Source organism: Flavobacterium sp. (genome assembly GCF_044341265.1).
Classification (GTDB): Bacteria; Bacteroidota; Bacteroidia; order Flavobacteriales; family Flavobacteriaceae; genus Flavobacterium.
Genome location: NZ_JBIISA010000038.1, coordinates 1 through 25,997 on the forward strand (window position 1 = coordinate 1; position 25,997 = coordinate 25,997).

Sequence of the window (25,997 nt, forward strand, 5' to 3'; positions counted from 1 at the left end):
ACGAAGGCGACAGTCCAAATATTGTGACTTCTGTACTAACTGTACCACAAATCAACTCGATTTCTCCAGCGATAACAGGAGTTGTTGCAGGCAATCAAGCAGCTTACCAAGCCTATATTGATGCCAATCCAAACTTGTTCTCAGCACCTGCAACTGCGGCTGAGGTGCAAGCAATGGTAAATGCTGTAAATGCTTCTCAAGGCGTTCTTGCCCAAATAGGGAACGAAGGCGACAATCCAAATGTGGTGAGTTCAGCAGTAACAGTACCTCAAATCAACTCGATTTTTCCAGCCATAACAGGAGCTGTTGCAGGCAACCAAGCAGCTTACCAAGCCTATATTGATGCCAATCCAAACTTGTTCTCAGCACCAGCAACTGTGGCAGAGGTGCAAGCAATGGTAAACGCTGTAAATGCTTCTCAAAGCGTTCTTGCCCAAATTGGGAACGAAGGCGACAATCCAAATGTGGTGACTTCAGCAGTAACTGTGCCTCAAATCAACTCGATTGCTCCAGCCATAACAGGAGTTATTGCAGGCAACCAATCGGCTTACCAAGCTTATATTGATGCCAATCCAAACTTGTTCTCAGCACCAGCAACTGCGGCAGAGGTGCAAGCGATGGTAAACGCTGTTAATAGCTCTAATGGTACAGCTGTAATTAATTCTATTTCTTGCTCTACGGGTTCATCTGGTTCATTGAACAAAGGTATCGCTGTTTCAGGAGTTACCCAGACAATCACAGCTAATGTAACCACAGTTGGGTCATATAATATTTCTTCATTTGCCAACGGTGTAACCTTTACCGCTTCGGGAACCTTTGCTAGTAATGGTTTACAAGACATTGTGCTTGTCGCTAGCGGAACACCAACAGCTATAGGATCTAATACGTTTACACTAAACACTACACCAAACTGTAGTTTCGTTAGAACTACAATTAATGTGTCATCTGGAGGTTCTGCTTCAGTTATTGATATGGCTTGTACTACTTCTACCGGTATTATGGTTGCGGGCACTCAAGTATCTGGTGTTACACAAACAATATCAGTTACCGTGAGTAATGTTGGTACATATAGTTTCTCTGCAACTGCTAACGGGGTAACCTTTGCGGCTTCGGGAACTTTTTCAAGTGTGGGTACTCAAAATATTGTATTAAATGCTACAGGAACTCCAATAGAAGTAGGTAGTAATTTCTTTACATTGAGCTCTACACCAAACTGTAGCTTTAGTAGAACAACATTTTTAGTGGCACCATTGCCTAATTTTGTAACTTTAACGTCAGTACAAAATTACTTTATTGCTTCGGTATATGATCAGGACTACTTTCCGTATGCCACTCCAACGGCAGCAGCCAGTTTAACTACACTTGTTGCGGCCGATGGTATAAATGAGACTAAAATACTTAATATACAAGGATCATTAACAACAACAGGAGTAACTGTTAATATTCCATATACCTATTCAAGTAATGGAACTTTTACCTTACCTGCTTATAGTCAAACCATTACTATTCCTGCAGCTTATACTGAAGATGGTATTTCTAGAAATGTAATTTTTTCTTATGATGCATTTTCAAGTAATTTTTCTACATCAGGCAATATAATTGCAACTCTAAAAGCGGTAGGTGGTACATTGAATGTTAAAAAATTAGACATGCAAACGGGTGTTGGAAACGATTATTTAGGCTTTTTATTGGGAAGTTTTACCTATGCTAGCAACAGTACTGGTGGAACTGCAGTTTTTAATTTAAGAGCCATACCTGCAATTCCTGATCGTAACATTACCAATGTCAACTATCGTATGTTATATTTACCCATATGGGGTGCTGGAAAAACCTGGCTTAATAACAACCTGGGAGCTGATTATAGTAATTTTAATAAACCTTCTTTTAACCCCGAACAACAGGCCATTACATTTAATGATTGGAGGGCTTATGGTAGCTTTATTCAATGGGGTAGGTATACTGACGGTCATGAATTGATTAATTGGACCAATGGTGGCCCAACTCCTATAAATGGAGTTACAACAACCCAATCAATAACAGATACACCTGGTAACGTATTGTTTATAGCAAAAAATGATGGTAGTCAAGATTGGCGTAGCACACAAAACAATAACTTGTGGCAAGGTATATTGGGGATTAACAATCCATGTCCACAAGGATATAGAGTGCCAACTATAAATGATTTTGTTTCATATTTCTCAACGATAAATAATAGTCTCGCCTTTGATTCACCTTTGAAGATTTCGATTGGTGGGATAAGATGGTATGATGGACTTTATATTTTTAATTCTCCTTTTAGAGGAAACTATTGGACGAGTGATACATATTCTAATCAATCTAATACTATTAGTTTCCGCACAGATAATAATAATATTTCTAATAATAATTATTATGGTCGCGCTGCAGGTCAATTTGTTCGCTGTGTGAGAGATTAGAATTTTTATTATAACCGCTCAGCTATAACAGCTGGGCGGTTTTTATAAAAGTAGCGATCTTTGCGTCTTTGCGGTAAAAAAACTAAATGTTAAGAAGCAAAAAAACAAAATTATTAAAGAAGACAAAAATTTAATAACTAAATTTTAAATCATGAAAAAATTGTTGCTCATTTTCGCTCTATTGTTTGGGGTGTTGCTATCCGCCCAAGTAAAGATTGGAGACAATCCAACTACAATCGGTACAAGCTCAGTTTTAGAACTAGAAAGCGCCACCAAAGCCCTACTTATAAGTAGGGTTCCCAATACGGCTTCTATAACAGCTCCTGTAAACGGTATGCTTATTTACGACCTATCTTCAGGCTGTGTCAAAGGATACCAAAATGGTGCTTGGACAGACTGTATAGGATCAAATTCTCTTATCAATGCCATTCTTGTGCAAATTGGTAACGAAGGCGATAGTCCTAATTTAGTACCATCTTTAGTATCTACTACTCAGTTAAACCAATTACCAATAACAGGAGTTGTTGTAGGCAACCAAGCAGCTTACCAAGCCTATATTGATGCCAATCCAAACTTGTTCTCTGCACCAGCAACTGTAGCTGAGGTACAAGCAATGATTACTACAGTAAATAATTCTGTCGTACCAACTATAACCTCAACAACAGGTAGGATATGGATGGATCGTAACTTAGGCGCTACACGAGTAGCAACTAGCAGTACAGATCATTTGGCTTATGGTGATCTCTACCAATGGGGTAGAAAAGCCGATGGTCACGAAAAAATTTCTTGGACTAGTGCCACAGCTGGAACACCTGTAAACGGGACAACCACCATCAAAGCTGATGTACCAGCAAATGCCCTCTTTATTACTACAAGTGTCTTTCCTAATGATTGGAGAGTGAACCAAGACAATAATCTATGGACTGGTCTAGCTGCGGTTAACAACCCCTGCCCATTTGGTTTCCGTGTGCCAACTATTGCAGAAATTACTGCCGAAATAAATGCTTACGGTATTGTTAATAGTGATATTGCTTTTTCTAGCCCATTCAAATTCACTGTGCCAGGCTTCCGCGTTAACACTACTGCTGCTCTCAACGACGTGGGCAGTATCGGCTACTACTGGAGTAGTTCAGTGAGTGGTGTTGCCGTCCATTTCAAATACTTCGAATCAGGTAGCTCTAACCAGGACGATATCAACCGTGCAACCGGCTTTTCGGTACGTTGTATCAAAGACTAGAACCCTTGTTTCTTTTTGTGGTGACTCTTGGAGCCACCACTTTTTAATACCGCGTAGCGCTCTTTTTTTTATGGCGAGTATCTCTTATAAATTGCAACATCCAACAATGCAACATCTTTTATATGTATAAAGAAGGTTTTTTTTGGGTTGCGTATGAGCAAAGTACTTATTTTATGGCACGCTATAAAGGATATAAACCCACAAAAAAATATTATTAAATAGTAAAAAATAGTGCCGTAAGTAAAGGTTTTCCAAATGCAGAGAATTTGTTAAATAAATTAGAGCAAAATCATAGCACACATTCTATTTTTAAAATAACGATAACTATAATGCTATTAAATAATAATATAGTTAGTAAAAGTTTTGAAAAATGAAAGGAATATGTATCAGATAAAAACAATAAAATAGAATCCAAATGCAAATATTGAAGCTTTTGTAAAATCTTTTATGCCTTTGTGTTAAAAAAACACCCTAAGTTAAAAGTATAAAGAGAAAAACATTGAATAAAATATAAAAAAAAATAAAGAAAAATGCTCAGCGTTCTTAGCGCATTTGCGGTTATAAACACACAGCAAAGGTAAAAAACAAAGAGAAAATACAATAAATAAGAACAAAAACCTTTTATTAACTAAATTTTAAATCATGAAAAAACTGTTACTCATATTCGCTCTATTGTTTGGGGTGTTGCTATCCGCCCAAGTAAAGTTTGGAAACAATCCAACTACAATCGGTACAAGCTCAGTTTTAGAACTAGAAAGTGCCACCAAATCCCTACTTATAAGTAGGGTTCCCAATACGGCTTCTATAACAGCACCGGTAAACGGTATGATTATTTATGATCTTTCCTCAAATTGTTTTAAAGGCTATCAAGGGGGTTTTTGGTCTGACTGTGGTTTTGTTCCTGCTCCTGCACAAGTGGTTACTTCTGGCGGTACTGCTATAGTTCTTGGGTATGCTTGTGCTACCGCTGTGGCTGGAACATTAATAGCGGGCACACCTGTATCCGGCGTGACCCAAACCATTACGGCTACTGTAAATACTGTTGGTACTTATAACATCAGTACAACTAACGCCAACGGAGTGACTTTTGCGGGTAGTGGTACTTTTGCAGGAACTGGAAGTCAAAATATTGTCCTTACTGCTACGGGAACACCAACAGCAATGGGTAATAATTCATTTACTTTAAATACTACGCCAAATTGTAGCTTCTCAAGAACAACCTTACAAGTTCCAGGCGCTCCAACCAGCCCAGTTGCTACCGTAGGAAATGCGCAAGCAAGTGTTGCCTTTACGGCACCAGTTTTTATCGGAAGTAGCGCTATTACAGGCTATACGGTAACCTCTTTCCCAGGAGGTATAACTGCTACAGGAGCAAGTTCTCCTATAGTAGTTACAGGATTAACCAATGGAATCGCATATACTTTTACTGTCGTTGCAACCAATGCAGTGGGTAATTCAGTTGCATCAACAGCTGCAGCGGCTGTAATTCCTTTTGGAGCAACAAGTGGCGTGTTAGTTGCTCCTGGGGTTACCAAACAGTTCTTGAACCACAACCTAGGTGCCGATACCTCGCTTAACCCACATATACCAGTTGTAGGTTTACAAGGCGCTTACATACAGTGGGGGCGCAGAGGACCAAATACCACCGGCGACTCTCGATTAGACTGGCAAACGGCAGGAAACACCGCAGACTTTGCAGCTGCGCCTTCATCGAGTAGTCCCAATGATGCTGCAATAGCTGGCTGGAGTACCACTGCAGCTGCGAACGGCTCATGGGGCGCCACAAAAACTATCAATGACCCGTGCCCAACGGGCTACCGAGTACCTACTTCTGCAGAGTGGACAGGAGTAAACAGCAATAATACCGCAAGTAGAACGGGAACATTTACAAACAGCGCTACCAATTACGGCTCTGCCCTGCATTACGGCCCAAATGTTAGTACCAAGCTACTCACTTTGCCTGCAACTGGCTACCGCTTCGGTGCCAATGGCGCGCTCTTCTTCCGTGGCAGCTTCGGCGACTACTGGAGTAGTACAGAGAGTGGCGCTAGTGCGTTCGCTCTGGACTTTAGTGGCAGCAACGTAAACCCTGCCAACTTCTACGGTCGTACAAGCGGCTATTCGCTCCGTTGCATCGCAGAATAAATTCTATTCATTTTTTTTAAAATCCACAAAAAGCGCGTGACTATCAAAGAAATAATAGCTAAAGAAGACAAATATCTCTTAAGATGATAAGAAAAATACTAGTACCACTTACTTTGTTTATTGCCATAAATAGCTTTTCTCAATCCATTTATATGGAGTTTCCAGCTTTTGCAGGCAAGACCTACGATTTTATTATTTTTCAGGGCAGCAAGCAAGAAACAGTAATGCAAGATGCAATTCCTGCCAATGGCAAATTTACCTTAACCATTCCCAAACAATATGCACCTTATACTGGTATGTGCCGTTGGTTAATAACGAACACGGCAGATGGTGGTGGTTTAGATATGGCGATACAGGGTTATGATTTTGAGGTAAGTTGCTTGAGCGATAAACCTGATAATGATAACATTATCTTCAAAGGTTTTGATGCTGTTAATGAGCTGAATAGACTCAATACAATGCAACAAGCTATTATTGATAAATTTGAAACCATGAGTAGAGCGGCACAACTTTATGATAAAAAGAACAAACTTAATAAAGTGTTTGCCCAAGAGGCAGCCTTGCAAGTAAAAGAATTTGATGCGTTTCAAGAGGATTTAAAACAAAATACCAATTTCAATGCCCGTTTTTTGCCTATTGTCAATTTAACTAAAGGAATTCCGCACCACCTTACCGATGATTATAACCAGAAAGCCCTTTTGGTTAATGAATTTATTACACAAAAAATGAATGTGGAGGATTTTTATGTTTCGGGGCATTGGCAGGGGATTATACAAAGTTGGGTGCTTTTGCAAATCAATGTAATGAATGACAAAACTCAATTTGCACAAGATTTCAAGCAAATAAGCGATCGAATGAGTAATCCAGTTCACTATACGGATTTTGTAGACAAAGTAACCTACTACCTTACCCAATACGGCAAAGACGATTATGTAGAAGCTATTGCACACACGGTTTTAAGTTCCGGAAAAATCTCGAATTATGTGGGCAGTATGGAAGTATATTTAAAAGCCATGGTAGGGATGAAAGCTCCTGATTTAAGGATTACCGAAACTATTGGTACGGGAAGTGAACAAAAGCCAAACACCATAGTGCCATCAGCATCGTTAGATTCCAAATACAGTATCGTGTTGTTTTACCAAGCGGGATGTGGGTATTGCGAAACAGCTTTGGAGGGATTAAAAGCTAATTATAAAGTCTTGATAGCCCATGGCTTTAAAATCATCAGCATAGCAGGCGATACCGATCAAGAGACTTATAACGCCACTGCTAAAAGCTTTCCATGGTCTGCCAAATACCAAGAGGTAGCGGGGATGAATGGTATAAACTTTAAAAACTATGCGGTTATTGGCACGCCTACGCTGTTTTTGTTAGACAGTAAGGGCATTATTATTCAAAAGCCAGCCACAGTAAAGGAGTTAATAGAATGGATGGAGAAGAGTTAAAAGTGGAAAGTTTGAAAGTTGCAGTTCCGAAGCTTTGGGCTTGTTAAGATAATTTGACAACCTGAGCAACGGCATATAGTTTCGAGGCAAAAAATAGGTTTTTGCCCTTTCAATATATTCGTAATTCCTAATAATTAAGGATTCTAAAATTAGCCGTGCTTTTTGAGATGGTAAAAAATAACAAAATTATTGGTGTTTATTCAGACTTATATGAATTTGAACTCGTAAAGTCAAAGAACATTTTCTAAATCTTGATAAAAATCAAACAGAATTTGTAGAAATAACCAAGGAAATTAATCAACTTGACGAAGAATATGTCATCGAAAAAGTAGTTGGACAAACAAGTATAGACGATTGCAGTCACATAGCTTATGCAACATTTAACAAAGAAGACACTATTTGATTAGTTGGAAGTTTAAGTAAATTGTAAATGTTTTTAGAATAAGAGGTTACAATGCTATAAACATAAAAAATGGACATATTCAATTGGATATTCGTTCGCCAAAGAAATAATAACAAAGGAATACAAAGAAACAAAAAGAGAAAGATTTCACACAGTTAAATTTTTTAGAGAAGTTGAAGAAAAAGTAGCAAAAGAGACTAAAGCAATGGCTTATGCTGAATTTAAAAATACTTAAGCCAAAGAACTGTAAGATTAGCAAAATAACGAAAGACCCTATAGTCCGAACATTAGCAAACACTAGGCTAGTGCGAGGATTCTAATTATGGGCGCGAGCGTCTCGATCGCACTCAATGTCATTAAGTTAAGCATTTAATTTGCTAATAATCAGTACATACAAATAAAACAAAACAAGAAAATAAATGCAGCAATCTTTGTGTCTTTGTTTAGTAAAAAGATTGGCGTAAAACACAAAGAGAAAATACAATAAATAAGAACAAAAACCTTTTATTAACTAAATTTTAAATTATGAAAAAACTGTTACTCATTTTCGCTCTAATGTTTGGGGTGTTACTGTCCGCCCAAGTAAAGATTGGAGACAATCCGACCACTGTGGGTGCTAGTTCATTGTTAGAATTAGAGAGTACCACCAAAGCCCTGCTTATAACCAGAGTTCCTAATACAGCTTCTATAGCGGCACCTGTAAACGGTATGTTGATTTATGACATATCTTCCAGTTGTGTCAAAGGGTACCAAAATGGTGCTTGGACCGACTGTATAGGATCAAATTCTCTTATCAATGCCATTCTTGTACAAATTGGTAACGAGGGAGACAGTCCAAACTTGGTACCTTCAGAGGTAACTGTAACACAATTAAGTCTTTTAGGTGTTACTGCAATAGTAACAGCAAACCAAGGTGCTTACCAATCCTATATTGATGCTAATCCTAATAGTTTATCTTCGCCTGCAACAATAGCAGAAGTTCAAACAATGATTACCGCTGTAAATACTTTTGTTGCCACTGTGTTAACTCAAATTGGCAACGAGGGAGACAGGCCTAATGTAGTGTCTTCGGTAGTTACTACTTCCCAACTTTCTAGCTTAGGGGTTACTGGTGTTAATAGTAACAACCAAATTGCATATCAATCTTATATTGATGCCAATCCAAGCTTGTTCTCTGCTCCAGCAACTATTGCAGAGGTTCAGGCTATGGTCACTACTGTTAACACAAATATTTTAAGTATCTTAGCACAAATTGGATATGAAGGCGACAGTCCAAACTCAGTTTCGTCTGGGGTTACCGTAACCCAATTAAATCAGTTACCTGTTACAGGTGTAGTGGCTGGATATCAAAGTGCTTATCAAACTTTTATTGATACCAATCCAGATTTGTTTTCTGAACCAGCAACAGTAGTAGAAGTTCAAGCCATGATTACTACATTCAATAATTCACAAAACGTGCTGATTCAAATTGGTAATGAGGGCGATAATCCTAATTCAGTAACATCTGTAGTAACCACTACACAATTAGCTGCCATTATTGGTGTGAATACTAGCAATATTATTGAGGCAAATCAAGTTGCTTATCAAGCCTATATTGATGCTAATCCAAATTTATTTGATACTCCTGCAACAGTAGCGCAAGTAAATGGGATGCTTATTGCGGTAAATCTATCACAAACAGTTTTAGCACAAATTGGTGCTGAGGGTGACAGTCCCAACGTAATGCCTTCCGTAGTAACAATTGCACAATTAACTTCAATTATTGGGGTAAATTCTAACAATGTTATTGCAAGTAATCAATCAGATTATCAAGCCTATATTGATGCTAATCCCAATTTATTCGATGCTCCTGCTACAATAGCTCAAGTAAATGCAATGCTTGATTTGATAAACAATTCTGCAAATAACATTCTTATTCAAATTGGTAATGAAGCCGATAGTCCTAACCAAGTTCCATCGGTAGTAACTACTACTCAATTGAGCCAATTAACCGTAACAGGAGTTGTTGCAGGCTATCAATCGGCCTACCAAGCCTATATTGATGCCAATCCAAACTTGTTTGCAGCACCAGCAACTGTGACGGAGGTGCAAGCAATGGTAAATGCTGTAAATGAATCACAAACAGTTTTAGCACAAATTGGTGCTGAGGGTGACAGTCCCAACGTAACGCTTTCTGTAGTAACAATTACACAATTAACGTCCATTATTGGTGTGAACCCTAGCAATGTTATTGCAAGTAATCAATCAGATTATCAAGCCTATATTGATGCCAATCCAAATTTATTTGATGCTCCTGCTACAGTAGCTCAAGTAATTGCAATGCTGGCAGTAGTAAATGCTTCACAAGCAGTATTGATACAAATTGGAAATGAGGGTGATAGCCCTGATTTAGTGCACTCAGTAGTGACAATTGCTCAAATTAATACAATTTTACCAGCCATAACAGGAGTTGTTGCAAGCAACCAAGCGGCTTACCAAGCCTATATTGATGCCAATCCAAACTTGTTCTCAGTACCAGCAACTGCGCTAGAAGTTCAAGCAATGGTAACAATAGTCAATACCTCTAACGGTACAGCACTTGTGTCTGACTATTTTTGCTCTACTGGTTCTACAGGAAAGTTATCTAAAAACACAACCGTATTAGGAGTTACACAAACCATTACAGCTACTGTTGTTTCTGTTGGATCGTATAGTGTCGCTACAACAGCTAACGGAGTAACCTTTGCAGCATCAGGAACTTTTACTAGTACCGGAGCTCAAAACATAGTACTTGTGGCTACTGGAACACCAATTGCTGTGGGTAATAATACTTTTACACTAAATACTACACCAAACTGCAGTTTTACTAGACCAACAAACGATGGTTCATCAAATGGTACTGCTGTAGTTGCTGGCTACAGTTGTTCTACTGGTTCTACTGGTTCATTAGTATCAGGTAATGCTGTATCAGGAGTAACACAAACTATTACGGCTACAGTAACTAACGTTGGTACATATAGTATCTCGGCAACTGCTAATGGTGTAAATTTTGCAGCTTCTGGAACTTTTACTAGTACAGGTAATCAAAACATTGTACTTACTGCTACTGGAACACCAATAACTGGAGGTAATATTAGTTTTGTATTGAATACTACACCAAACTGCACCTTTGGTAGAGCCGTAATTGATAGCTCCTCAAACGGTTCTGCTAATGTATCCGCATATGCTTGTTCCACTAGTTCAGCAGGTATATTAACAAAAGGTAATTCAGTATCAGGAGTTACACAAACAATTACAGCTACTGTAAACACTGCTGGAACGTATAGTATCACTACAACGGCTAACGGAGTAACCTTTGCAGCATCGGGAACTTTTACGGGTACTGGAGCTCAAAACATAGTACTTGTGGCTACTGGAACACCAACAGTTGTGGGTAATAATACTTTTACACTAAACACTACACCAAACTGCACTTTTACTAGACCAACAAATCATGCTTCATCAAATGGTACTTCTATAATTGCTTCCCTCTTTTGTTTATCAGGTCCGTTATATACGTCCGGCACCATGACTGCTGGAGTTCCTGTTTCAAATATTACACAAACCCTTGCTGTTTACCCAGATACTCTTGGAACGTATAGTATCGCTGCAACGGCTAACGGTGTAACCTTTGCCGCTACAGGTACTTTTACTAGCTGGGGTTACCAAGAAATTATCCTTACAGCAACCGGTACACCAGTTTCTGCAGGACCTTTTACTTTTGCATTAAATACCACACCATCTTGCAGTTTTGAAAGGTTTGTTTTTGGAAACGGAAGCAATCCAGCTAATCCAGGTAAAAGTTGTAATCAAATTAAAACAAATTTTCCAAGTTCTACTGATGGGGTTTATTGGTTAGACCTAGATGAATCTAACACTTACACTCCGACACAAATGTATTGTGACATGACTACATCAGGAGGTGGATGGACGTTGGTACTAAAATCTATGGCAAACAATAATGATTTTATTTATGGTAGTCAAAATTGGTCTACAAGCGGAGCGGTGTTAAATAAGACTGATTTTAATTTATCAGGAACAACTAACTCACTTTACGATTCGTATACGGGGTTAAAAGGATCATCAATAAGACTCGATTTTTTAACTATTAGTGATATTAATATTAATTTACCTACTCAGGAGTCTGTTTTTTACTACGCAACTAGACAAACCATCATAGCTTCTTCTGTTCAGTGTCATACAACACCGCCAGCTTTTTATGAAGGTGGTCAATGGCAATTACAAACAGGAAGTACAGCTAAAGTCACAAATTTAAATTCAAATAATACAGGAGTAAGATTAGGGATTACTGCTGACAATCAAAGCAATGCTGGTGATGGCTTTTACAACTGGGATTCTTCTGTGGGTGTCGGTATTTATACAAATTCAAATGTTAGTAATTTTGGTAGTGGTGTAACATCATGGTCAGGAGACGCTTGTCCCGGAGTTTATGCTGGAGCTGGACCGGGATTTTACAAGTGTTTAGTATTTATTAGATAGGATGATAAAAAGGTTAAGAATTTTTTTATGTGTTTTATTACAAAGCCTCTTTTTTTTTAACGTTAGTAATGCTCAAGAATCGTGCATCACAAACTTACAACAACAAAGAAAAGAGGCCTTGAATAAACTGATGATTGGCACAGCTCTTTATCCTATAGATAGTTTGTCACATAAAGCTGTAGTGGTGGTATTTTACAAAACAGACTGCCCTTTTTGTGAGAAACTTATGCCTGAGCTTTTTAAATTGCAACAAAAATACGGGACGAATGGTTTTAGAGTTATTGCCATTGCCCTTGATGAGGATTTACAAGAGTGGAAATCCTATATCAAAACAAACGGCTATGATGTTTTTACTAATTTTTGTGATGGAAAGTCATTTTTGGGTAAGTTTCCAGAAGCTTATAATGTATATACCACACCAACTTTATTTTTATTAGATAATGACTGGAAACTTTATAAGAAACCCAAAAGATTGACAGACCTTGTTGAGGATATATCTGAATTGTTGACAAGATAAGCGACATATAATAGTATAGCATTGTTATAGGTAAAATTAAAAATAATAGAAGACTACATATTTTTGATATTAATAAAACAATCAATGCCAGTGTATTATCCTTATAAAAAACACCTCCAATTCGCAAATAACAATATTTAAAATATGAAAAAAATAGTTTACTTTTTATGCATAGTCCAAAGCACTTTTGCTCAAACAAGCAACAAGATTGAAGGGACTTTTGCTAATGCCAAAGAAAAAGAAATTCGACTTATGGGTTTTTGGGGTACAAAAGATACCTTATTCTCTCAAACCAAAACAGACGCTTCAGGTAATTTTATTTTAAGCTATCCCAAAAAATATATTGGAGCAGCCACTATTCAAGTTAAAGAAATAACAAACTTAATTGTTTTGTTAAATAATGAAAACTTCAATATAAATTGGTCTGATTTCAAAGATTTTGATAGGGTACAATTTAAAAATACAAAAGATAACGAATGGTTTCAAAAAGCGTATGCTATCAATTTAGAAGTTATAAAAAGATTGGCGGGTATAAACTATCTTTTGCCTCTATATAAAATGGATAGCACAAAAACGGGATGGGCAACCAACCTTGAAAAAGAAATAATTTTTGAGAATACAAGGTTTCAGGAATATCAAAAGCAATTACCTAATAACAGTTATGTTAAAGAGTATTTAAAATATAGAACACTATTACAAAAGCTAAAACAAGAAAAAAAAACCAAAGAGGAGCAATTGGAAACTTCAAGTACTTTTTTAGCAATTGATTTTAGCAATCTAAATTTATTTAACTCAGGACTAGCTAAAGATTTATTTGAGGAATACCTCAAACAAATTCTCAACCTTCAAAATAAAGAAGAAATTATCAATAAACTCAATGCTTTTTCAGAAATCATAAAAAAAAGTGCTAATTCTAATTCGCTATGTCTTAATGAATATACAGAGTTTTTGATTAAACACTTCGAACAGTATGGTCTGACAGAAGCAGCAGAAAAGTTAGCCTTATCATTGTTAAACGACAACAAATGTGTTATAGATAACCAAAGATTGCCTTTACTCGAACAATATAAAAAAATGGCTATTGGCAAAACAGCACCTAATTTAGTCTTTAGTAACCATTCAAAGTATAAATCTTTAACAGACCTAAATTCAAAATACAAGATAATAGTTTTTGGAGCCAGCTGGTGTGAAGAATGTAAAAAAGAAATACCACAGTTTAAAGAATATGCCGAAACGTTTAAAACTAAATACGATGCAGAAATAATTTTTATTTCGATAGATACGGATAAAGACAAATATCATGAATTTGTAAAAAATGTGCCATTTATAAACAGTTGTGATTTTAAAGGATGGGAAAGCCCAAATGTCAAAAACTATTTTATTTTTGCAACGCCTACGGTTTATGTACTTGATCAACAAAATAAGATAGTTTCTAAGCCATTAAATGCTATTGATACAGCCAAGTGGTTGTTTGAAAAAATAAAACATTAAGTAAATACACTTTAAGTTTTATTAGAGGTGTATTTTTTTACCTATAAAATTAATGCCAAAATTATCGTTTAAAAAGTAATAAAAACTGTATTTTAGATAAAAAATTAAAAGTTATTTATATGAAGAATATTTTATTTTTAGTGCTGTTTCTCATAATACAAAGTGCTGTTTTTTCACAAACAAAATTTGATAATCAATATAATTCCTATTGGAATAAAGCAGACCAGTGTTGGGATAAAGGAGATTCAAATTCTGTTAAGGAATATCTAACGATAATGAATAAACTATATAAAATCACTAAAGAAAATAAAAAAGATAGTTTACAGGCTTATGTCTTGTATCAATGGGGAAATGCAAATGCTCTTTTAAATAAAAAATATGACACACAATTTGATGAAGCTATTCAAATTGCAAAAAAAAACAACTTTTTTAAAATGTTGACTATGATATATAATGATTATGGACAACGTAAAACGCAACAAAGACAATTTGATACAAGTATAAATTTTTATCAAGAAGCAATAAAATATGCCAAACTTGACAATAACAAGAAAATTATAATTACTACATATTTAGCAATTGGGCAAATATTTTTAATAAAAAAAGAAGATAAAAATGCAAATAAATATTTTAAAGAAGCACTATTTTATGCCTCTAAAATTAAAAAAGGAGATCCTCTATTAGTTGTTTATCCAAGTATATTTTGTTGTTTGTCAAGATCTGTTAGTGATTTAAAAATTGCTGAAATTTATTTGCAAAAAGCTGATTCAGTAATTAAAAAAGTACCAGATTCATTACTAAATTATAAAGTTTTTTTAAAAACTCAATGTCTAGTTGATTTAAAATTTAATTTACATCAAAAAACAATAAAAGATGCTAATTTTATGTTGGCCTTCGCAAAAAAAAATGCGGATGAAGATTTAGAATTAATGGCTTATGAATTATTAATAAAGTCCAATCTAAAAATTAAAAATTATCCCAAGGCAAAAGAGTATCTTGATTTGTTTGATCATTTTGAAGTAGTTAAAGATAGATTAACTAAAAACAGAAATCTAAATAGAGAAAGAGGTGAGATTTACTTTAATACTGGTGATTATAAGAGAGCATACTACTATTTAAATACCGAAATCAAAGTTTTAGATAGTACAAGTGAAGCTAAAAGTAAAGATGCTTTAGCTGAGTTTTCTGTAAAATACCAAGTTGAAAAATCAAAAACAGAAATTGAAAAATCAAAAAATAAAATTGCTCAACAAAACTTTTTTATACAGCTAGTAATTGTTGTTGTCTTTATGTTATTAATTACATTAAGTGTCTTTATTTGGTCATTAAGAAAAAGTAGAAAATTAAACAAATTGTTAAACATCCAAAAAGATAACATTACTAAATCATTAGTGCTTAAAGAAATTCTTCTAAAAGAAATTCACCATAGGGTAAAAAACAATCTTCAATTAATTATTAGCATACTTAACATTCAAGAAAAAAGAAATAATTACAAAAATGTTAGTGATTTTTTAAAAAATGTGGAAACCAGAATTAGTTCAATGGCTATAATACACCAAACAATATATCTAAGCGAAGAGGTATTAGAAAAAATAAATTTTCAGCTATACACAGAAGATTTAGTCAATTCAATAGTCCAAACATTTGACAAAGACAAAAATAAAGTTAAAGTTAATATAAATACTAATAGGATTGTTTTAAATCTTTCAACAGCAATGCCATTAGGGTTAATAGTCAATGAGTTAGTTACTAACGCATTAAAGCACGCATTCCCAGACAACAGAAAAGGGATTATTACTATTACCATTGTTAAAGAACAAATTAATCAGTTTAAATTAATAGTAGAAGATAATGGTATTGGTTTCAATATGGATAATACAAAAACAAAGTCATTTGGTTTAGAATTAATAAACTTATTAGCAACACAACTCAAAGGCAATTTTACATTTGAAAATCTAAACACAACTAAGTTTACTATTACATTTCATGAAATAAACAACTAGTGCTATAATTTAATGATTAAACTTTAAATAAAATCTAAAATAAGCACCTCATAACAATATGAAGCACATATTCTAATACCAACTATTTTACCTTTGTAATAATATTTATTCGCAATTATTTACAAATGGAATTAAAAAAAACACAGGATGCAGATAAATCTTCAGTTGACGATTTTGTTTGTTTCAGTTTGTTTGCCGTATTGTTTAAAGAAAAGTTAATAATCAATTTTGACAATAGAAATAGAACAATAAGCATTAGAAATATTAAAAAGGTTGTAATGCTTAAAAAGAGAAATTTTCGATGGAACCTCCTTATAGGGTTTCTATTATTTACGTTTTTACTGTATTTTTTTTATTTCCAAAATCAGTTATCAAGTAGCATTAAAATAGTACTAATTACATGTAGTGTACTTCTTGCAATTGCATTTTTTTTCATAAAAGAAATCAAGTATAAGTTAATTCTTTTATTAAATGATGACGAAATAGTAATCAAAGTTAAAAAAGAAGACAAAGACAAAGCAAAAACTTTAATGTCCAAAATAAATAAAAGAATTAAAGAAACAAAACTTGTACAACAAAGTGCATAATTAAGATACAAATAACGTTAAAAAACTTAAATAATTGAAACATTGAAAGAAACAGAACAAAATTCTTTTCAAAATGATTTTGGCAGAATATCTTTAAAATCAGTAATCTTAAATCAATGCAACAAAGAATTTGGTTTTCTCGAAATTGCGTACATAGAAATAAAAGAAAAAAAAATCTTATTTGGAAAAAAATATTTTATTAGAATCATCTTCACAAAACCAGGTTCAATAGATTTTTTAGTTTCCAAAAAAAAATTAGAACAAGCTAAAGAATTTGAATTGTTTTTTTTAAAATTAAGAACTTTATATCCACAACTTGAATAAATTAAGTTTCATACAAAAATAAAATCATAAATTACAAAGAGAAAATTTTAGTTTTGTTCAGTTTTGTTTGCAATAATTACAATCTAGAATTAGTTTATAATGGAGTCAATAGCTAGTTATAAAGCAACAAACCCACTCTTAAAGGATAAAATTTCGTCAATAGTCTTTTGGCGAAGGTCTGCTAGTTTTAATGAATCAATTATTTTTTTACCCAACAATATCTGTGGATTTGGATTTACGCTATCGGGAGATTTATTAGTAAAAAACAAAACTGATTTTCAAAAAATGCCTGCATTTGGTGCCAGAAACACCCTCATAAAGCCTAGTGAGATAAAAACCTCAGGAGATTTTTTAAATATTTCAGTTCGTTTTACAATCCCAAACGGATTAAGTTTGTTTACAAAAATCCCAATGAGTAGCATTTATCAAGAAGACGCAACTTCGCTAAATGATATTTTTTCTAATCAAGAAATTAATGACATTGTAGAATCTCTTTTCGAAACTACTAATGATAAAGAGAAACTAAAAGTACTTGAACTTTTTTTAGTATCCAAATTAATTGTTTGTCATCCACCATTATTTTTGGAACTCATCACTAAAATACACGATTCAAAAGGAGAGTGCCGAGTTGCTCAATTAGCAACATTTTTCTCGGTTTCAGAACGAACAATTAATCGGTTATTCAATAAATTAGTTGGCGTTAATCCTGTCAATTACATTAATCTAATTAGATTTAGAAATGTACTACAACTTTCCTCAAGGACAAAAGCCGATTTGTTAAGTAATGCTTTAGATGCGGGCTATTATGACCAATCGCATTTTATTAAACAATTTAAAACATTTAGCACATTTACACCGCTACAATTCTTAGAAACAAATTCTTTTGAAAAAGTGTCCGATTTTTACAATATATGAATTTTTCAATATAATACATTTGTTAAATTAATCAAATATTTAACCGTATGAAAAAATCAATAATCCTTTTAGTTTCTTTAGTGTCATTATTTTCATTTTCAAAACTCTATTCCCAATGGGCTTTGCTACCTAATGCTCCTTATAATGGAGGAAAGCAAGATGGGATTCATTTTTTTAACAAAGATATAGGTTGGGTAGTTAATGGTTCTGGAAAAATCTATAAAACAATAGATGGTGGTGACAATTGGATTCAACAAAAAAATAGTTCAGGAACTTATTTTAGAGCTATTGCTTTTATTGACGATCAAACAGGATTTGCTGGCAATGTGGGGACAAATTATTTTCCGGGCGTAACAGATACAAATCCACTATATAAAACAATTGATGGGGGTAACAGTTGGTCTCCAGTCACGGCAAATATTACTGGAACAGTTCCCACAGGAATATGTGCTATTCAAGCAGTAAATGCTAATGTAATTTATGCAGCAGGAAGAGTTGGTGGGCCTGCCGTGATGATGAAAAGTACAGACGGAGGAAGTAATTGGGTAGGAACAACTTTGCCAAATACATGTAAAATGGTCTTAGATCTTCATTTTCAAACACCCGATGTCGGCTATATTTTCACCGGAACCAGTACAAATGTCGCTTCATCAAAAGCTAGAATTTTAAAGACTACAGACGGTGGTGCAACATGGACAACTGTTTATACATCTAACCGAAATTATGAAATGATTTGGAAAGCTTGGTTTCCTTCAACAAATGTTGGCTATGCTACTATTCAAAGCTATAATAGTAGTACATCAAACAGATTTATAGTTAAAACTACCGATGGCGGACAAACATGGACAGAACTGCCATTGTCTAATACAGGAGTTAGAGAATTTGGAATAGGTTTTATCAATGATAATGTTGGCTGGGTAGGTTGCGAAACAGAAGCTTATCAAACACAAGATGGAGGTGCAACTTGGAGTAGTGTATATTTGGGTGAATATGCTAATAAATTTAGTATTATTTCAAATCCAGACGGAACAAAAACCTGTTATGCTGCTGGGTTAAATGTATCTAAATATACCACCAGCAATTTGAATATTGATTACACGCCAGTTTCCAGAAAAGAACTTTTAATTTATCCAAATCCAGCTCAATCGGGCAGTTATGTATCTATATCATTAGAAAAAATTCCAAATAAAGTAATTAAAGCCGAACTCATTTCAGTTGATGGAAAATTAACTTCATTGCTTTTCAATTCCTATTTTGTAGGCACTAGCGAATCTCCTTTTCAATACAAATTACCTAATGTAACAACAGGAAATTATATCATTCAATTTACTGACGAAAAAGGAAAAAACTACACCGAAAAAATAATCATTACTAATTAATTGTTATCATTTATAAAGCAAATAGTTTTACCACATAAAAAGCATATTTATAACAAATTATAAAAGCGATCTAAAAAAAGATATAGCGAGACAACTTTTTATCTTCAGCAACATGTTTGTTGCATTGGGGTTGAATTTAGTAATCCAAAATCACTCAATAGCCTTTAAGAAATAAACAAAATTAGTAATTCTCATAATAAAATAGCATAAAACTTTTGCCTAAAGCATTATACAGGTTAATTAGAATTTAGCAATTCTTTAACCTGTTTTTTTATAAGATGAAAGCATTAGAGAATAGATAAGTTTCATTCTGCAATAAAAAAATATCTAAAACTAACATATACTGTTATTTATAAGCACTATTAACTTGTAGTAAATTAATATTTTTAACCCTAATAATTTAATTTATGAAAAAAACAATTTTATTTATGATCCTATCTGTTGTTACTCTAAGTTCTCTAAAAGCGCAAAAAAAAAGTAAAACAATGAAAGCTAATTCAAAAATAGAGGGTATTAAAGAGTTAAATAATTATCAAAATGCTACATGGAGAATTACTCCTGAAGCAAAAGCTGATGTTTTATCATGTTCCTGTAAAGAGGAGTCTTTAATGATTAGTCAAGAAGAGGCAATAGACATAGCTTGGAAAGATGCAAAACTTGTCTATAAAGATCTTACAATCTATGAGGTTAGAGCTGAGGTAAAAGAAAATAATTGGCTTATAAATTATGAGCACAAAAATAAGGAACTTCATGGAGGAGGACCTCACTATGTGATATCAGGTTCAACTGGTGAGATTGTTGAAAAAAGGTATGAGCAATAAGTCAATATCATGTTTTTCAATGAAATATCTAAAATCACTATATCCATAAGTAATAGTAGTTATGCATTTTTTTTTACCAATTATTAGAAGGAATCGCAATGTATCCTGCAAGGATTTTTTGGAACCACTAAGACCTGTTGGTACATTGCCATTGATTTGTTATCAAGGCGTTTTTTAAGCAAAGGTAAAAGCTAATCGACGTCATAAGAATAGTGATTCTTTGAAACTTGGATGTCATTTAATTAATTGTTATTCGTCTTTTCTTTTTCTTAACATAAAACAAAAAATTAAGAATGGATCGAATGGCACTTAAAAAGAGCATAATCTTCTAAAATTCTAAATATTAACAACTTATAAAAATAGATAAATAAGCATTTAGGACAGAAACTTAAAACTACATACATCCTTTTTTATAGTTTCTCGTCTATAATTATTAATTAAAAAAATACAATTATGAACACTAACAGCAAAGAAACAATCAATAACCTTGAAGAGAAAAATCCAAAAGCTTACACAGAGTATGTAGGCGAAGTCCCTCCACCTATCCAAATAAACGGTTATGGTGATGAAGTAGGTCAAATTTTATTTTCTAAAGAATTCATCACTTATGGCGAAGAAGATAAGAGTGCCATTACCAATACTTTCAAAGCTGGCGACGAAGTTTTTGCTATGGTTTATCTATCTAACAGTAAAATAAACCTAGGCTTTGAAAGAGGTTACACGGTTAGGGTGCGTGATGAAGAAGATGGTAGAGGATTTGTTGCTTCTCAAAGTTATGCAGGGGCATTTAAACAAAATGAGGATGGAACAAGTTTTGGAGATGATAATTTCCTTGACCTAGATATTTTTGTAAGTGAAGAAAATTCTGCCTTTAAAGAACTTACAAGCAATTTTTTAGAAATTCTTACTATACAACTTAAAAGTGCATCCACAAGTCTTTACGAGGTCAATGTAAACAAAGTGCATAAATTAAAAGTAGAAATAACCGCTTATGGTGGTAAAACCGTATCAGAGGGGATATTTTATTATGATCTCACCGAAGGGCATGAGAAAATATTTGAAATGTACGAAACGCACAAACAAGCTAATCTAAAAGAGTTTAAATTACCAGCATCTAAACGTGACGACCCTGCTCTTGCTGCTAAGCTAGAAAAAATAATGGTGGATGAAGGTGTAAACGTACAGAAAGTTGTTTTTACCTCAGACGATTGGGGGTATATACGTCATGAGATAAGTGGAGCCGTATTACGCCGTACTATATTTGCATTTATTATTCATAAAGACAACAAAGATGAATGTTATTATAATGAAGTACAATTTACAGAAGAATTCGTAGGTAATGACTTCACAGGAATCATCCAAAAAGCAGGCTACGGTCCTGACCATGGTAAAATTCTATTAGAAAACATCAATGACTAAAATCTTAAAATCGCTCGTTTGAGCTATTTTTCTCTTGTTTTGATTATGCCAGCAGCTTTACTATTTTTTTACTTGGTCATATATGGAAGTTATGGGCAAGTTAAAAAAACAACAGGACGTGAGCAGACAGACAAGAGAACCACAGAAAGCAATTATTCTCGACAGTTCGTAACAGACTTCAAAAGCAAAAAATGTGGAGACCAGCGACCACTTAATAAAAACGGGGCGAGACCGAAAAGCCAAACGAGTAGGACAAAAAATAAAATAGAAAAATATGAATTATTATTTAAAAGTTTTACAGAATTACGCAACATTTAGTGGACGAGCAAGAAGAAGTGAGTTTTGGTATTTCGTCCTATTCAACGTAATTATTTCTGTTGTATTTGGCTTTGTTTGTAGACTTATGCAAGTTCCACAATTAGCCAGCATTTACACATTAGCAGTTTTAATTCCATCGATTGCAGTTGGTGTTAGAAGAATGCACGATGTTGGGAAAAGCGGTTGGTTTTTATTAATTCCAATTTACAATTTAATTTTAGCTTGCACAGACGGTATAGAAGGTGATAATGAATATGGAACTGACCCTAAAGCAATTATATAACTGACAACAAGAAAATCAGTCCATAACAGCACCTACAAGAAATTGACGGTTCAGTGCTCCGCTGACACTTTGTGGTTAATCAAACATTGGTGTTTCGTATGAAGTTTACTGGTGAAAATTGCCGAAATCTTGTAGCTGCAAATCGTTAAACCTGATGTTTACAGTAATCTTGCCTATTCTATTATCTTGGCTGTTTTGGCGGGTGCTGGAGGTGCATTCTTTGGGAGTATGGGATTTATAGCAGGTACAACTTTAGTTTCTAGCACTTTTGGCAAACAAGATACGGCAATTTTAAATGTAGAATTGGTAAAAACAATTGGCTGGACTACCATCAAAATTGTTGTAATAATAACTACTGCTGTAGCTTGCTATTTGAGATATTAGGCATACAATAAGTTAGATAGAGTAAAACAAAATAACTATAAAAAAATACATTATGTTATCAAAAATTTTAGGAACAAGTTTCAACCAAGGTGCAGCACTACTATTTGTTGGGGTAATAATTGGATCAATTGCAGGTTGGATTGCTATCCTATCGGGTAATACCCTTAATTCAATTTTTAAAATCGCTCGTTTGAGCTATTTTTCTCTTGTTTTGATTATGCCAGCAGCTTTACTATTTTTCACTTGGTCATATACGGAAGTTAAACCTGATGTTTATAGTAATCTTGCCTATTCTATTATCTTGGCCGTTTTGGCGGGTGCTGGAGGTGCATTCTTTGGGAGTATGGGATTTATAGCAGGTACAACTTTGGTTTCTAGCACTTTTGGCAAACAAGATGCGGCAATTTTAAATGTAGAATTGGTAAAAACAATTGGCTGGACTACCATTAAAATTGTTGTAATAATAACTACTGTTGTAGCTATCTATTTGGGATATTGGGCATACAATAAAGTGAAATAGAGTAAAACAAATAACTATAAAAAATACAATATGTTATCGAAAATTTTTAGTAAAAGTTTCAACCAAGCCGCAGTGTTGCAAAAATTGTCAGATATCAACAAATACCTATCTGATAACCGGTTTACCATAGTGATAGTTGCTGTAGTTGTTATTGTCTGTGTCTCCTTTCTAATTGGCTATCTGGTAATACCCTTATTTAATTCTTAATGTCGCTCTTTTAAAATGACAGGAAAAACAATAGTACGCTACTTTCAAGATAATAGTTTTGCTTTTTCAAAATTTAACGGCTTAAAACTAGTTGAATTAATTGTTTGCGAAAATCCAATAACTAAAAATTGTTTGATTGTCTACATTAAGACAGTTGAAGATAAATAGTTTCAATATTTCCTTGACGCCGGAATTGGATTTTGGGAAAATACTGATGAAGAAAATTTTGATGGATTAGATATTGTATTAGAAAATTTCGAGGATAAAGATTATTCCAAAGAATTTAATATTAAAGATAAAATAATTACTAAAATCTATTGTGAACCAAAATCAAAAAATAGTCAGATCATAGTAGAATTAGAAAGCAGTATAAAAATAATTTTGCGATGTAAAAACTGTGAAGAGTTTGATAGCGAATGTGAATTTGTGAAAGAAAATATTGGCCATACAATATAGTTAGATGATTAATAAAAAATATATCATAATTAACACAAATGAATAAAATAGCATTTTACGGAAGTATTTATTCTGGTGATTATAAAATAGTTGCTTCTATCTTAAAAAAGTGGCTATTAACAGATAATTTAGACATTAAAATAAGACTCAGTGGCGAAGAAATAGTATATGATAATGAGAAAATTTACTTGTATTGTTATAATGCAGTAATTGATGAAGGAGAAGAACCAAGCTTTTTGCTGGAGGGTAATATATCCCAAACACTTGACCAAGTTAAAGCACTGCTACATCAACTTTTGCAATTGTATCGAGAGCAAGATATAAATAGTAATTTTGAATGCGTTGAAATAAATGAAAATGGAGATGAATTAAGTGAGCAATGCTACTTATCTCGTTATTATATGAAAATTTACAGGGAAAATATAAAATTATGACAAAATATCTTTATAATTTTTTTAATAACTGGTGGAAACCAATACTTTTTTGGATTATTTCCATTAGTCTTTTAGTTTTCTCTAAAATATTAAAAAACCAATTTTTTGGGTGCATTTGTTTTGGATTATTTGGACTTGGCCTTTTAGTTTTATTAGTTTCTTCGATTTATCAGTTAACTCAAAAAAAGTGGCTTAAGAGCTTTATAACTTTTGTATTGTTTAGTTTAACAATATTTGCAATAATAATTTATACAGTTGCTATGTTTTGGATAGAGCAAGAAACGCCAGACACTTGGGCACACAACCTTAAAATACCAAAAAATATCCAAATTGAAGATCCTGCCGATATTGGTATTGACGAAAACAAACCCGATAGTTTAACAAATAGAGTTGTAAAACAAACAGAATTTCAATTATATAATTCATTTCAGCCTGGACTTTATAAATATGACTTTTGGATTGGCAAAATTGAAAGCGGAAGTATATACTTAAAAGCATTTGAAATTACTCAAAATCTAGCGCTTTCCGCTGACAGATTGCCTAAAAGTAGTTCAATTAGTATTTACAACCCTACAGACAGCATAATTAAATTTGGGACAAATTCTGATTTTACAATTTATGAAGGCGATTGGGGCGACTCTTATGCTGGAAGATTTGAAGTGTGGTTTAAGCCTGACAATGGTGCGAAAGAACGAAAACTATATTCAAAGAATTATAAAATAGAAGGATGGATGAGATGACGAAAAACAAACCACCGCCACCAACACACGCTACAAGCAATTTGCGGATTAGGCTTAATTTAAGTATTGAGTTTTATCATGAGGGTGAAATTACTATAGGAATAATGCCAAAAGTTCAAAAATGAAAAATAACTATAAAAACAAAATATGACTAACTAAATTAATAAAATGAAACAAGATATTTGTAATAAAAATTATATTCTCTCATGGGATTTAGACCATCTTATTGATGTAGATAACGATGCCTGGTTGGTAAAATTTCCTGGATATGAGAATATTCAGTTGTCCTTATTAAGAGAATACAATTTACCAGAAAGAATTGAATTTGATGCAATCTTTGATGCAATTCAAAGTAGTGATTATCCTATTAATAATGTTGATTGGAATATCATGTCACAAAAAATGTTAAATACCTTACTTAGCGTAGGAAATTTTCGATATAAAGCTATTCCTATTGTTATGGTTGATTGTGAAGTTATAGGCTTAGGAGGACAAAGATCTGAAAAAGAAGACCATCGGTTCATAGCAGTTCAACTACTAGAACATCTTGATATTTTTGATTGGGAAAATTCTGTTTATGAGCCTGATCCAACTATAACAGATCTTGTTGATTCTATAGATAAACTAGTTTTAAAACAACCTCAAGATGGCTTTCCTCCAATTTTTCGTTTATCAGTTTATCCATACGTACTTTTTGTATCCGGTAAAGCCCGTATGGCATTAGAACAAGCAGGAATTAAAGGAGTAGTTTTTGAAGAAATAGAAAATTATGATTTGACAATCTAAAGAGTTTTTAAATCTATATATCAAGACAATTGATAAAATGAAACAGGATATTTGTAATAAAAATTATATTCTAAATTGGGATAGTTCACACTTTGTTGATTTAGATAGTGATGCCTGGTTGGTAAAATTTCCTGGATATGAAAATATCCAATTGGCCTTATTAAGAGAATACAATTTACCAGAAAGAATTGAATTTGATGCAATCTTTGATGTAATTCAACGTAGTGACT

The 25,997-nt window shown here is 33.7% G+C and carries 20 protein-coding genes and 1 pseudogene; all 21 read left to right on the forward strand.

All coding sequences use genetic code 11. The features are described from left to right. Positions 1-2,435, forward strand: a pseudogene (locus ACIQ06_RS14365) (hypothetical protein); the annotation flags it as partial. Between the two features lie 151 nt (positions 2,436-2,586). After that, positions 2,587-3,672 carry a hypothetical protein gene (locus ACIQ06_RS14370; protein WP_396147500.1) on the forward strand — a complete coding sequence of 362 codons (1,086 nt, stop codon included), beginning with the start codon at positions 2,587-2,589 and terminating at the stop codon, positions 3,670-3,672. A gap of 642 nt (positions 3,673-4,314) precedes the next feature. Then, the gene (locus ACIQ06_RS14375) at positions 4,315-5,817 is read left to right on the forward strand and encodes a fibronectin type III domain-containing protein (RefSeq protein WP_396147502.1); all 1,503 of its coding nucleotides are present in this window, start codon (positions 4,315-4,317) and stop codon (positions 5,815-5,817) included. A gap of 83 nt (positions 5,818-5,900) precedes the next feature. After that, the gene (locus tag ACIQ06_RS14380; protein ID WP_396147504.1) at positions 5,901-7,262 is read left to right on the forward strand and encodes a peroxiredoxin family protein; all 1,362 of its coding nucleotides are present in this window, start codon (positions 5,901-5,903) and stop codon (positions 7,260-7,262) included. Positions 7,263-8,190: 928 nt separating this feature from the next. Further along, positions 8,191-12,183, forward strand: a complete 3,993-nt coding sequence (locus ACIQ06_RS14385) for a fibrinogen-like YCDxxxxGGGW domain-containing protein (RefSeq protein WP_396147506.1) — start codon at positions 8,191-8,193, stop codon at positions 12,181-12,183. A 1-nt stretch (position 12,184) separates the two neighbouring features. After that, the gene (locus ACIQ06_RS14390; protein ID WP_396147508.1) at positions 12,185-12,700 is read left to right on the forward strand and encodes a TlpA family protein disulfide reductase; all 516 of its coding nucleotides are present in this window, start codon (positions 12,185-12,187) and stop codon (positions 12,698-12,700) included. Between the two features lie 144 nt (positions 12,701-12,844). Beyond that, positions 12,845-14,191 (forward strand): TlpA family protein disulfide reductase, encoded by a 1,347-nt coding sequence (locus ACIQ06_RS14395; protein ID WP_396147510.1) that lies wholly within the window; start codon positions 12,845-12,847, stop codon positions 14,189-14,191. Positions 14,192-14,310: 119 nt separating this feature from the next. Continuing rightward, positions 14,311-16,194 (forward strand): histidine kinase dimerization/phosphoacceptor domain -containing protein, encoded by a 1,884-nt coding sequence (locus tag ACIQ06_RS14400; protein ID WP_396147512.1) that lies wholly within the window; start codon positions 14,311-14,313, stop codon positions 16,192-16,194. Between the two features lie 125 nt (positions 16,195-16,319). Then, on the forward strand, positions 16,320-16,781 hold the full coding sequence (locus ACIQ06_RS14405; protein WP_396147514.1) for a hypothetical protein: 462 nt from the start codon (positions 16,320-16,322) through the stop codon (positions 16,779-16,781). 42 nt (positions 16,782-16,823) lie between these two features. Beyond that, positions 16,824-17,105: a hypothetical protein gene (locus tag ACIQ06_RS14410; protein WP_396147516.1), complete on the forward strand. Its 282-nt coding sequence runs from the start codon at positions 16,824-16,826 to the stop codon at positions 17,103-17,105. A 99-nt stretch (positions 17,106-17,204) separates the two neighbouring features. Beyond that, complete coding sequence (locus ACIQ06_RS14415) at positions 17,205-18,020, forward strand: helix-turn-helix domain-containing protein (protein ID WP_396147518.1); 816 nt, start codon at positions 17,205-17,207, stop codon at positions 18,018-18,020. Positions 18,021-18,067: 47 nt separating this feature from the next. After that, positions 18,068-19,399 carry a T9SS type A sorting domain-containing protein gene (locus ACIQ06_RS14420; protein WP_396147520.1) on the forward strand — a complete coding sequence of 444 codons (1,332 nt, stop codon included), beginning with the start codon at positions 18,068-18,070 and terminating at the stop codon, positions 19,397-19,399. A 407-nt stretch (positions 19,400-19,806) separates the two neighbouring features. Next, on the forward strand, positions 19,807-20,220 hold the full coding sequence (locus ACIQ06_RS14425; protein WP_396147522.1) for a hypothetical protein: 414 nt from the start codon (positions 19,807-19,809) through the stop codon (positions 20,218-20,220). A 453-nt stretch (positions 20,221-20,673) separates the two neighbouring features. Beyond that, positions 20,674-21,639 (forward strand): hypothetical protein, encoded by a 966-nt coding sequence (locus ACIQ06_RS14430; protein ID WP_396147523.1) that lies wholly within the window; start codon positions 20,674-20,676, stop codon positions 21,637-21,639. A gap of 274 nt (positions 21,640-21,913) precedes the next feature. Further along, positions 21,914-22,240: a DUF805 domain-containing protein gene (locus ACIQ06_RS14435; RefSeq protein ID WP_396147525.1), complete on the forward strand. Its 327-nt coding sequence runs from the start codon at positions 21,914-21,916 to the stop codon at positions 22,238-22,240. Positions 22,241-22,426: 186 nt separating this feature from the next. Then, entirely contained in the window at positions 22,427-22,624 is a 198-nt protein-coding gene (locus ACIQ06_RS14440; RefSeq protein WP_396147526.1) for a hypothetical protein, read from the forward strand. 52 nt (positions 22,625-22,676) lie between these two features. Continuing rightward, positions 22,677-23,144 carry a hypothetical protein gene (locus ACIQ06_RS14445; RefSeq protein ID WP_396147528.1) on the forward strand — a complete coding sequence of 156 codons (468 nt, stop codon included), beginning with the start codon at positions 22,677-22,679 and terminating at the stop codon, positions 23,142-23,144. 701 nt (positions 23,145-23,845) lie between these two features. Continuing rightward, positions 23,846-24,241, forward strand: coding sequence for a hypothetical protein (locus ACIQ06_RS14450; RefSeq protein WP_396147530.1), 396 nt, complete (start codon positions 23,846-23,848; stop codon positions 24,239-24,241). A gap of 260 nt (positions 24,242-24,501) precedes the next feature. Next, positions 24,502-24,981, forward strand: a complete 480-nt coding sequence (locus ACIQ06_RS14455) for a hypothetical protein (protein WP_396147532.1) — start codon at positions 24,502-24,504, stop codon at positions 24,979-24,981. A 168-nt stretch (positions 24,982-25,149) separates the two neighbouring features. Further along, positions 25,150-25,767 (forward strand): imm11 family protein, encoded by a 618-nt coding sequence (locus ACIQ06_RS14460; protein WP_396147535.1) that lies wholly within the window; start codon positions 25,150-25,152, stop codon positions 25,765-25,767. Positions 25,768-25,804: 37 nt separating this feature from the next. After that, a partial coding sequence (locus tag ACIQ06_RS14465; RefSeq protein WP_396147537.1) for a hypothetical protein occupies positions 25,805-25,997 on the forward strand: 193 nt, incomplete at its 3' end.

What these genes read in the sequence shown, in the direction of transcription:
- ACIQ06_RS14450 (WP_396147530.1), top strand. Translation starts at nt 23,846, where the DNA reads ATGAATAAAATAGCATTTTACGGAAGTATTTATTCTGGTGATTATAAA.
- ACIQ06_RS14445 (WP_396147528.1), top strand. Translation starts at nt 22,677, where the DNA reads ATGTTATCAAAAATTTTAGGAACAAGTTTCAACCAAGGTGCAGCACTA.
- ACIQ06_RS14390 (WP_396147508.1), top strand. Translation starts at nt 12,185, where the DNA reads ATGATAAAAAGGTTAAGAATTTTTTTATGTGTTTTATTACAAAGCCTC.
- ACIQ06_RS14395 (WP_396147510.1), top strand. Translation starts at nt 12,845, where the DNA reads ATGAAAAAAATAGTTTACTTTTTATGCATAGTCCAAAGCACTTTTGCT.
- ACIQ06_RS14415 (WP_396147518.1), top strand. Translation starts at nt 17,205, where the DNA reads ATGGAGTCAATAGCTAGTTATAAAGCAACAAACCCACTCTTAAAGGAT.
- ACIQ06_RS14420 (WP_396147520.1), top strand. Translation starts at nt 18,068, where the DNA reads ATGAAAAAATCAATAATCCTTTTAGTTTCTTTAGTGTCATTATTTTCA.
- ACIQ06_RS14460 (WP_396147535.1), top strand. Translation starts at nt 25,150, where the DNA reads ATGAAACAAGATATTTGTAATAAAAATTATATTCTCTCATGGGATTTA.
- ACIQ06_RS14370 (WP_396147500.1), top strand. Translation starts at nt 2,587, where the DNA reads ATGAAAAAATTGTTGCTCATTTTCGCTCTATTGTTTGGGGTGTTGCTA.
- ACIQ06_RS14435 (WP_396147525.1), top strand. Translation starts at nt 21,914, where the DNA reads ATGAATTATTATTTAAAAGTTTTACAGAATTACGCAACATTTAGTGGA.
- ACIQ06_RS14400 (WP_396147512.1), top strand. Translation starts at nt 14,311, where the DNA reads ATGAAGAATATTTTATTTTTAGTGCTGTTTCTCATAATACAAAGTGCT.
- ACIQ06_RS14375 (WP_396147502.1), top strand. Translation starts at nt 4,315, where the DNA reads ATGAAAAAACTGTTACTCATATTCGCTCTATTGTTTGGGGTGTTGCTA.
- ACIQ06_RS14385 (WP_396147506.1), top strand. Translation starts at nt 8,191, where the DNA reads ATGAAAAAACTGTTACTCATTTTCGCTCTAATGTTTGGGGTGTTACTG.
- ACIQ06_RS14455 (WP_396147532.1), top strand. Translation starts at nt 24,502, where the DNA reads ATGTTTTGGATAGAGCAAGAAACGCCAGACACTTGGGCACACAACCTT.
- ACIQ06_RS14405 (WP_396147514.1), top strand. Translation starts at nt 16,320, where the DNA reads ATGGAATTAAAAAAAACACAGGATGCAGATAAATCTTCAGTTGACGAT.
- ACIQ06_RS14380 (WP_396147504.1), top strand. Translation starts at nt 5,901, where the DNA reads ATGATAAGAAAAATACTAGTACCACTTACTTTGTTTATTGCCATAAAT.
- ACIQ06_RS14425 (WP_396147522.1), top strand. Translation starts at nt 19,807, where the DNA reads ATGAAAAAAACAATTTTATTTATGATCCTATCTGTTGTTACTCTAAGT.
- ACIQ06_RS14430 (WP_396147523.1), top strand. Translation starts at nt 20,674, where the DNA reads ATGAACACTAACAGCAAAGAAACAATCAATAACCTTGAAGAGAAAAAT.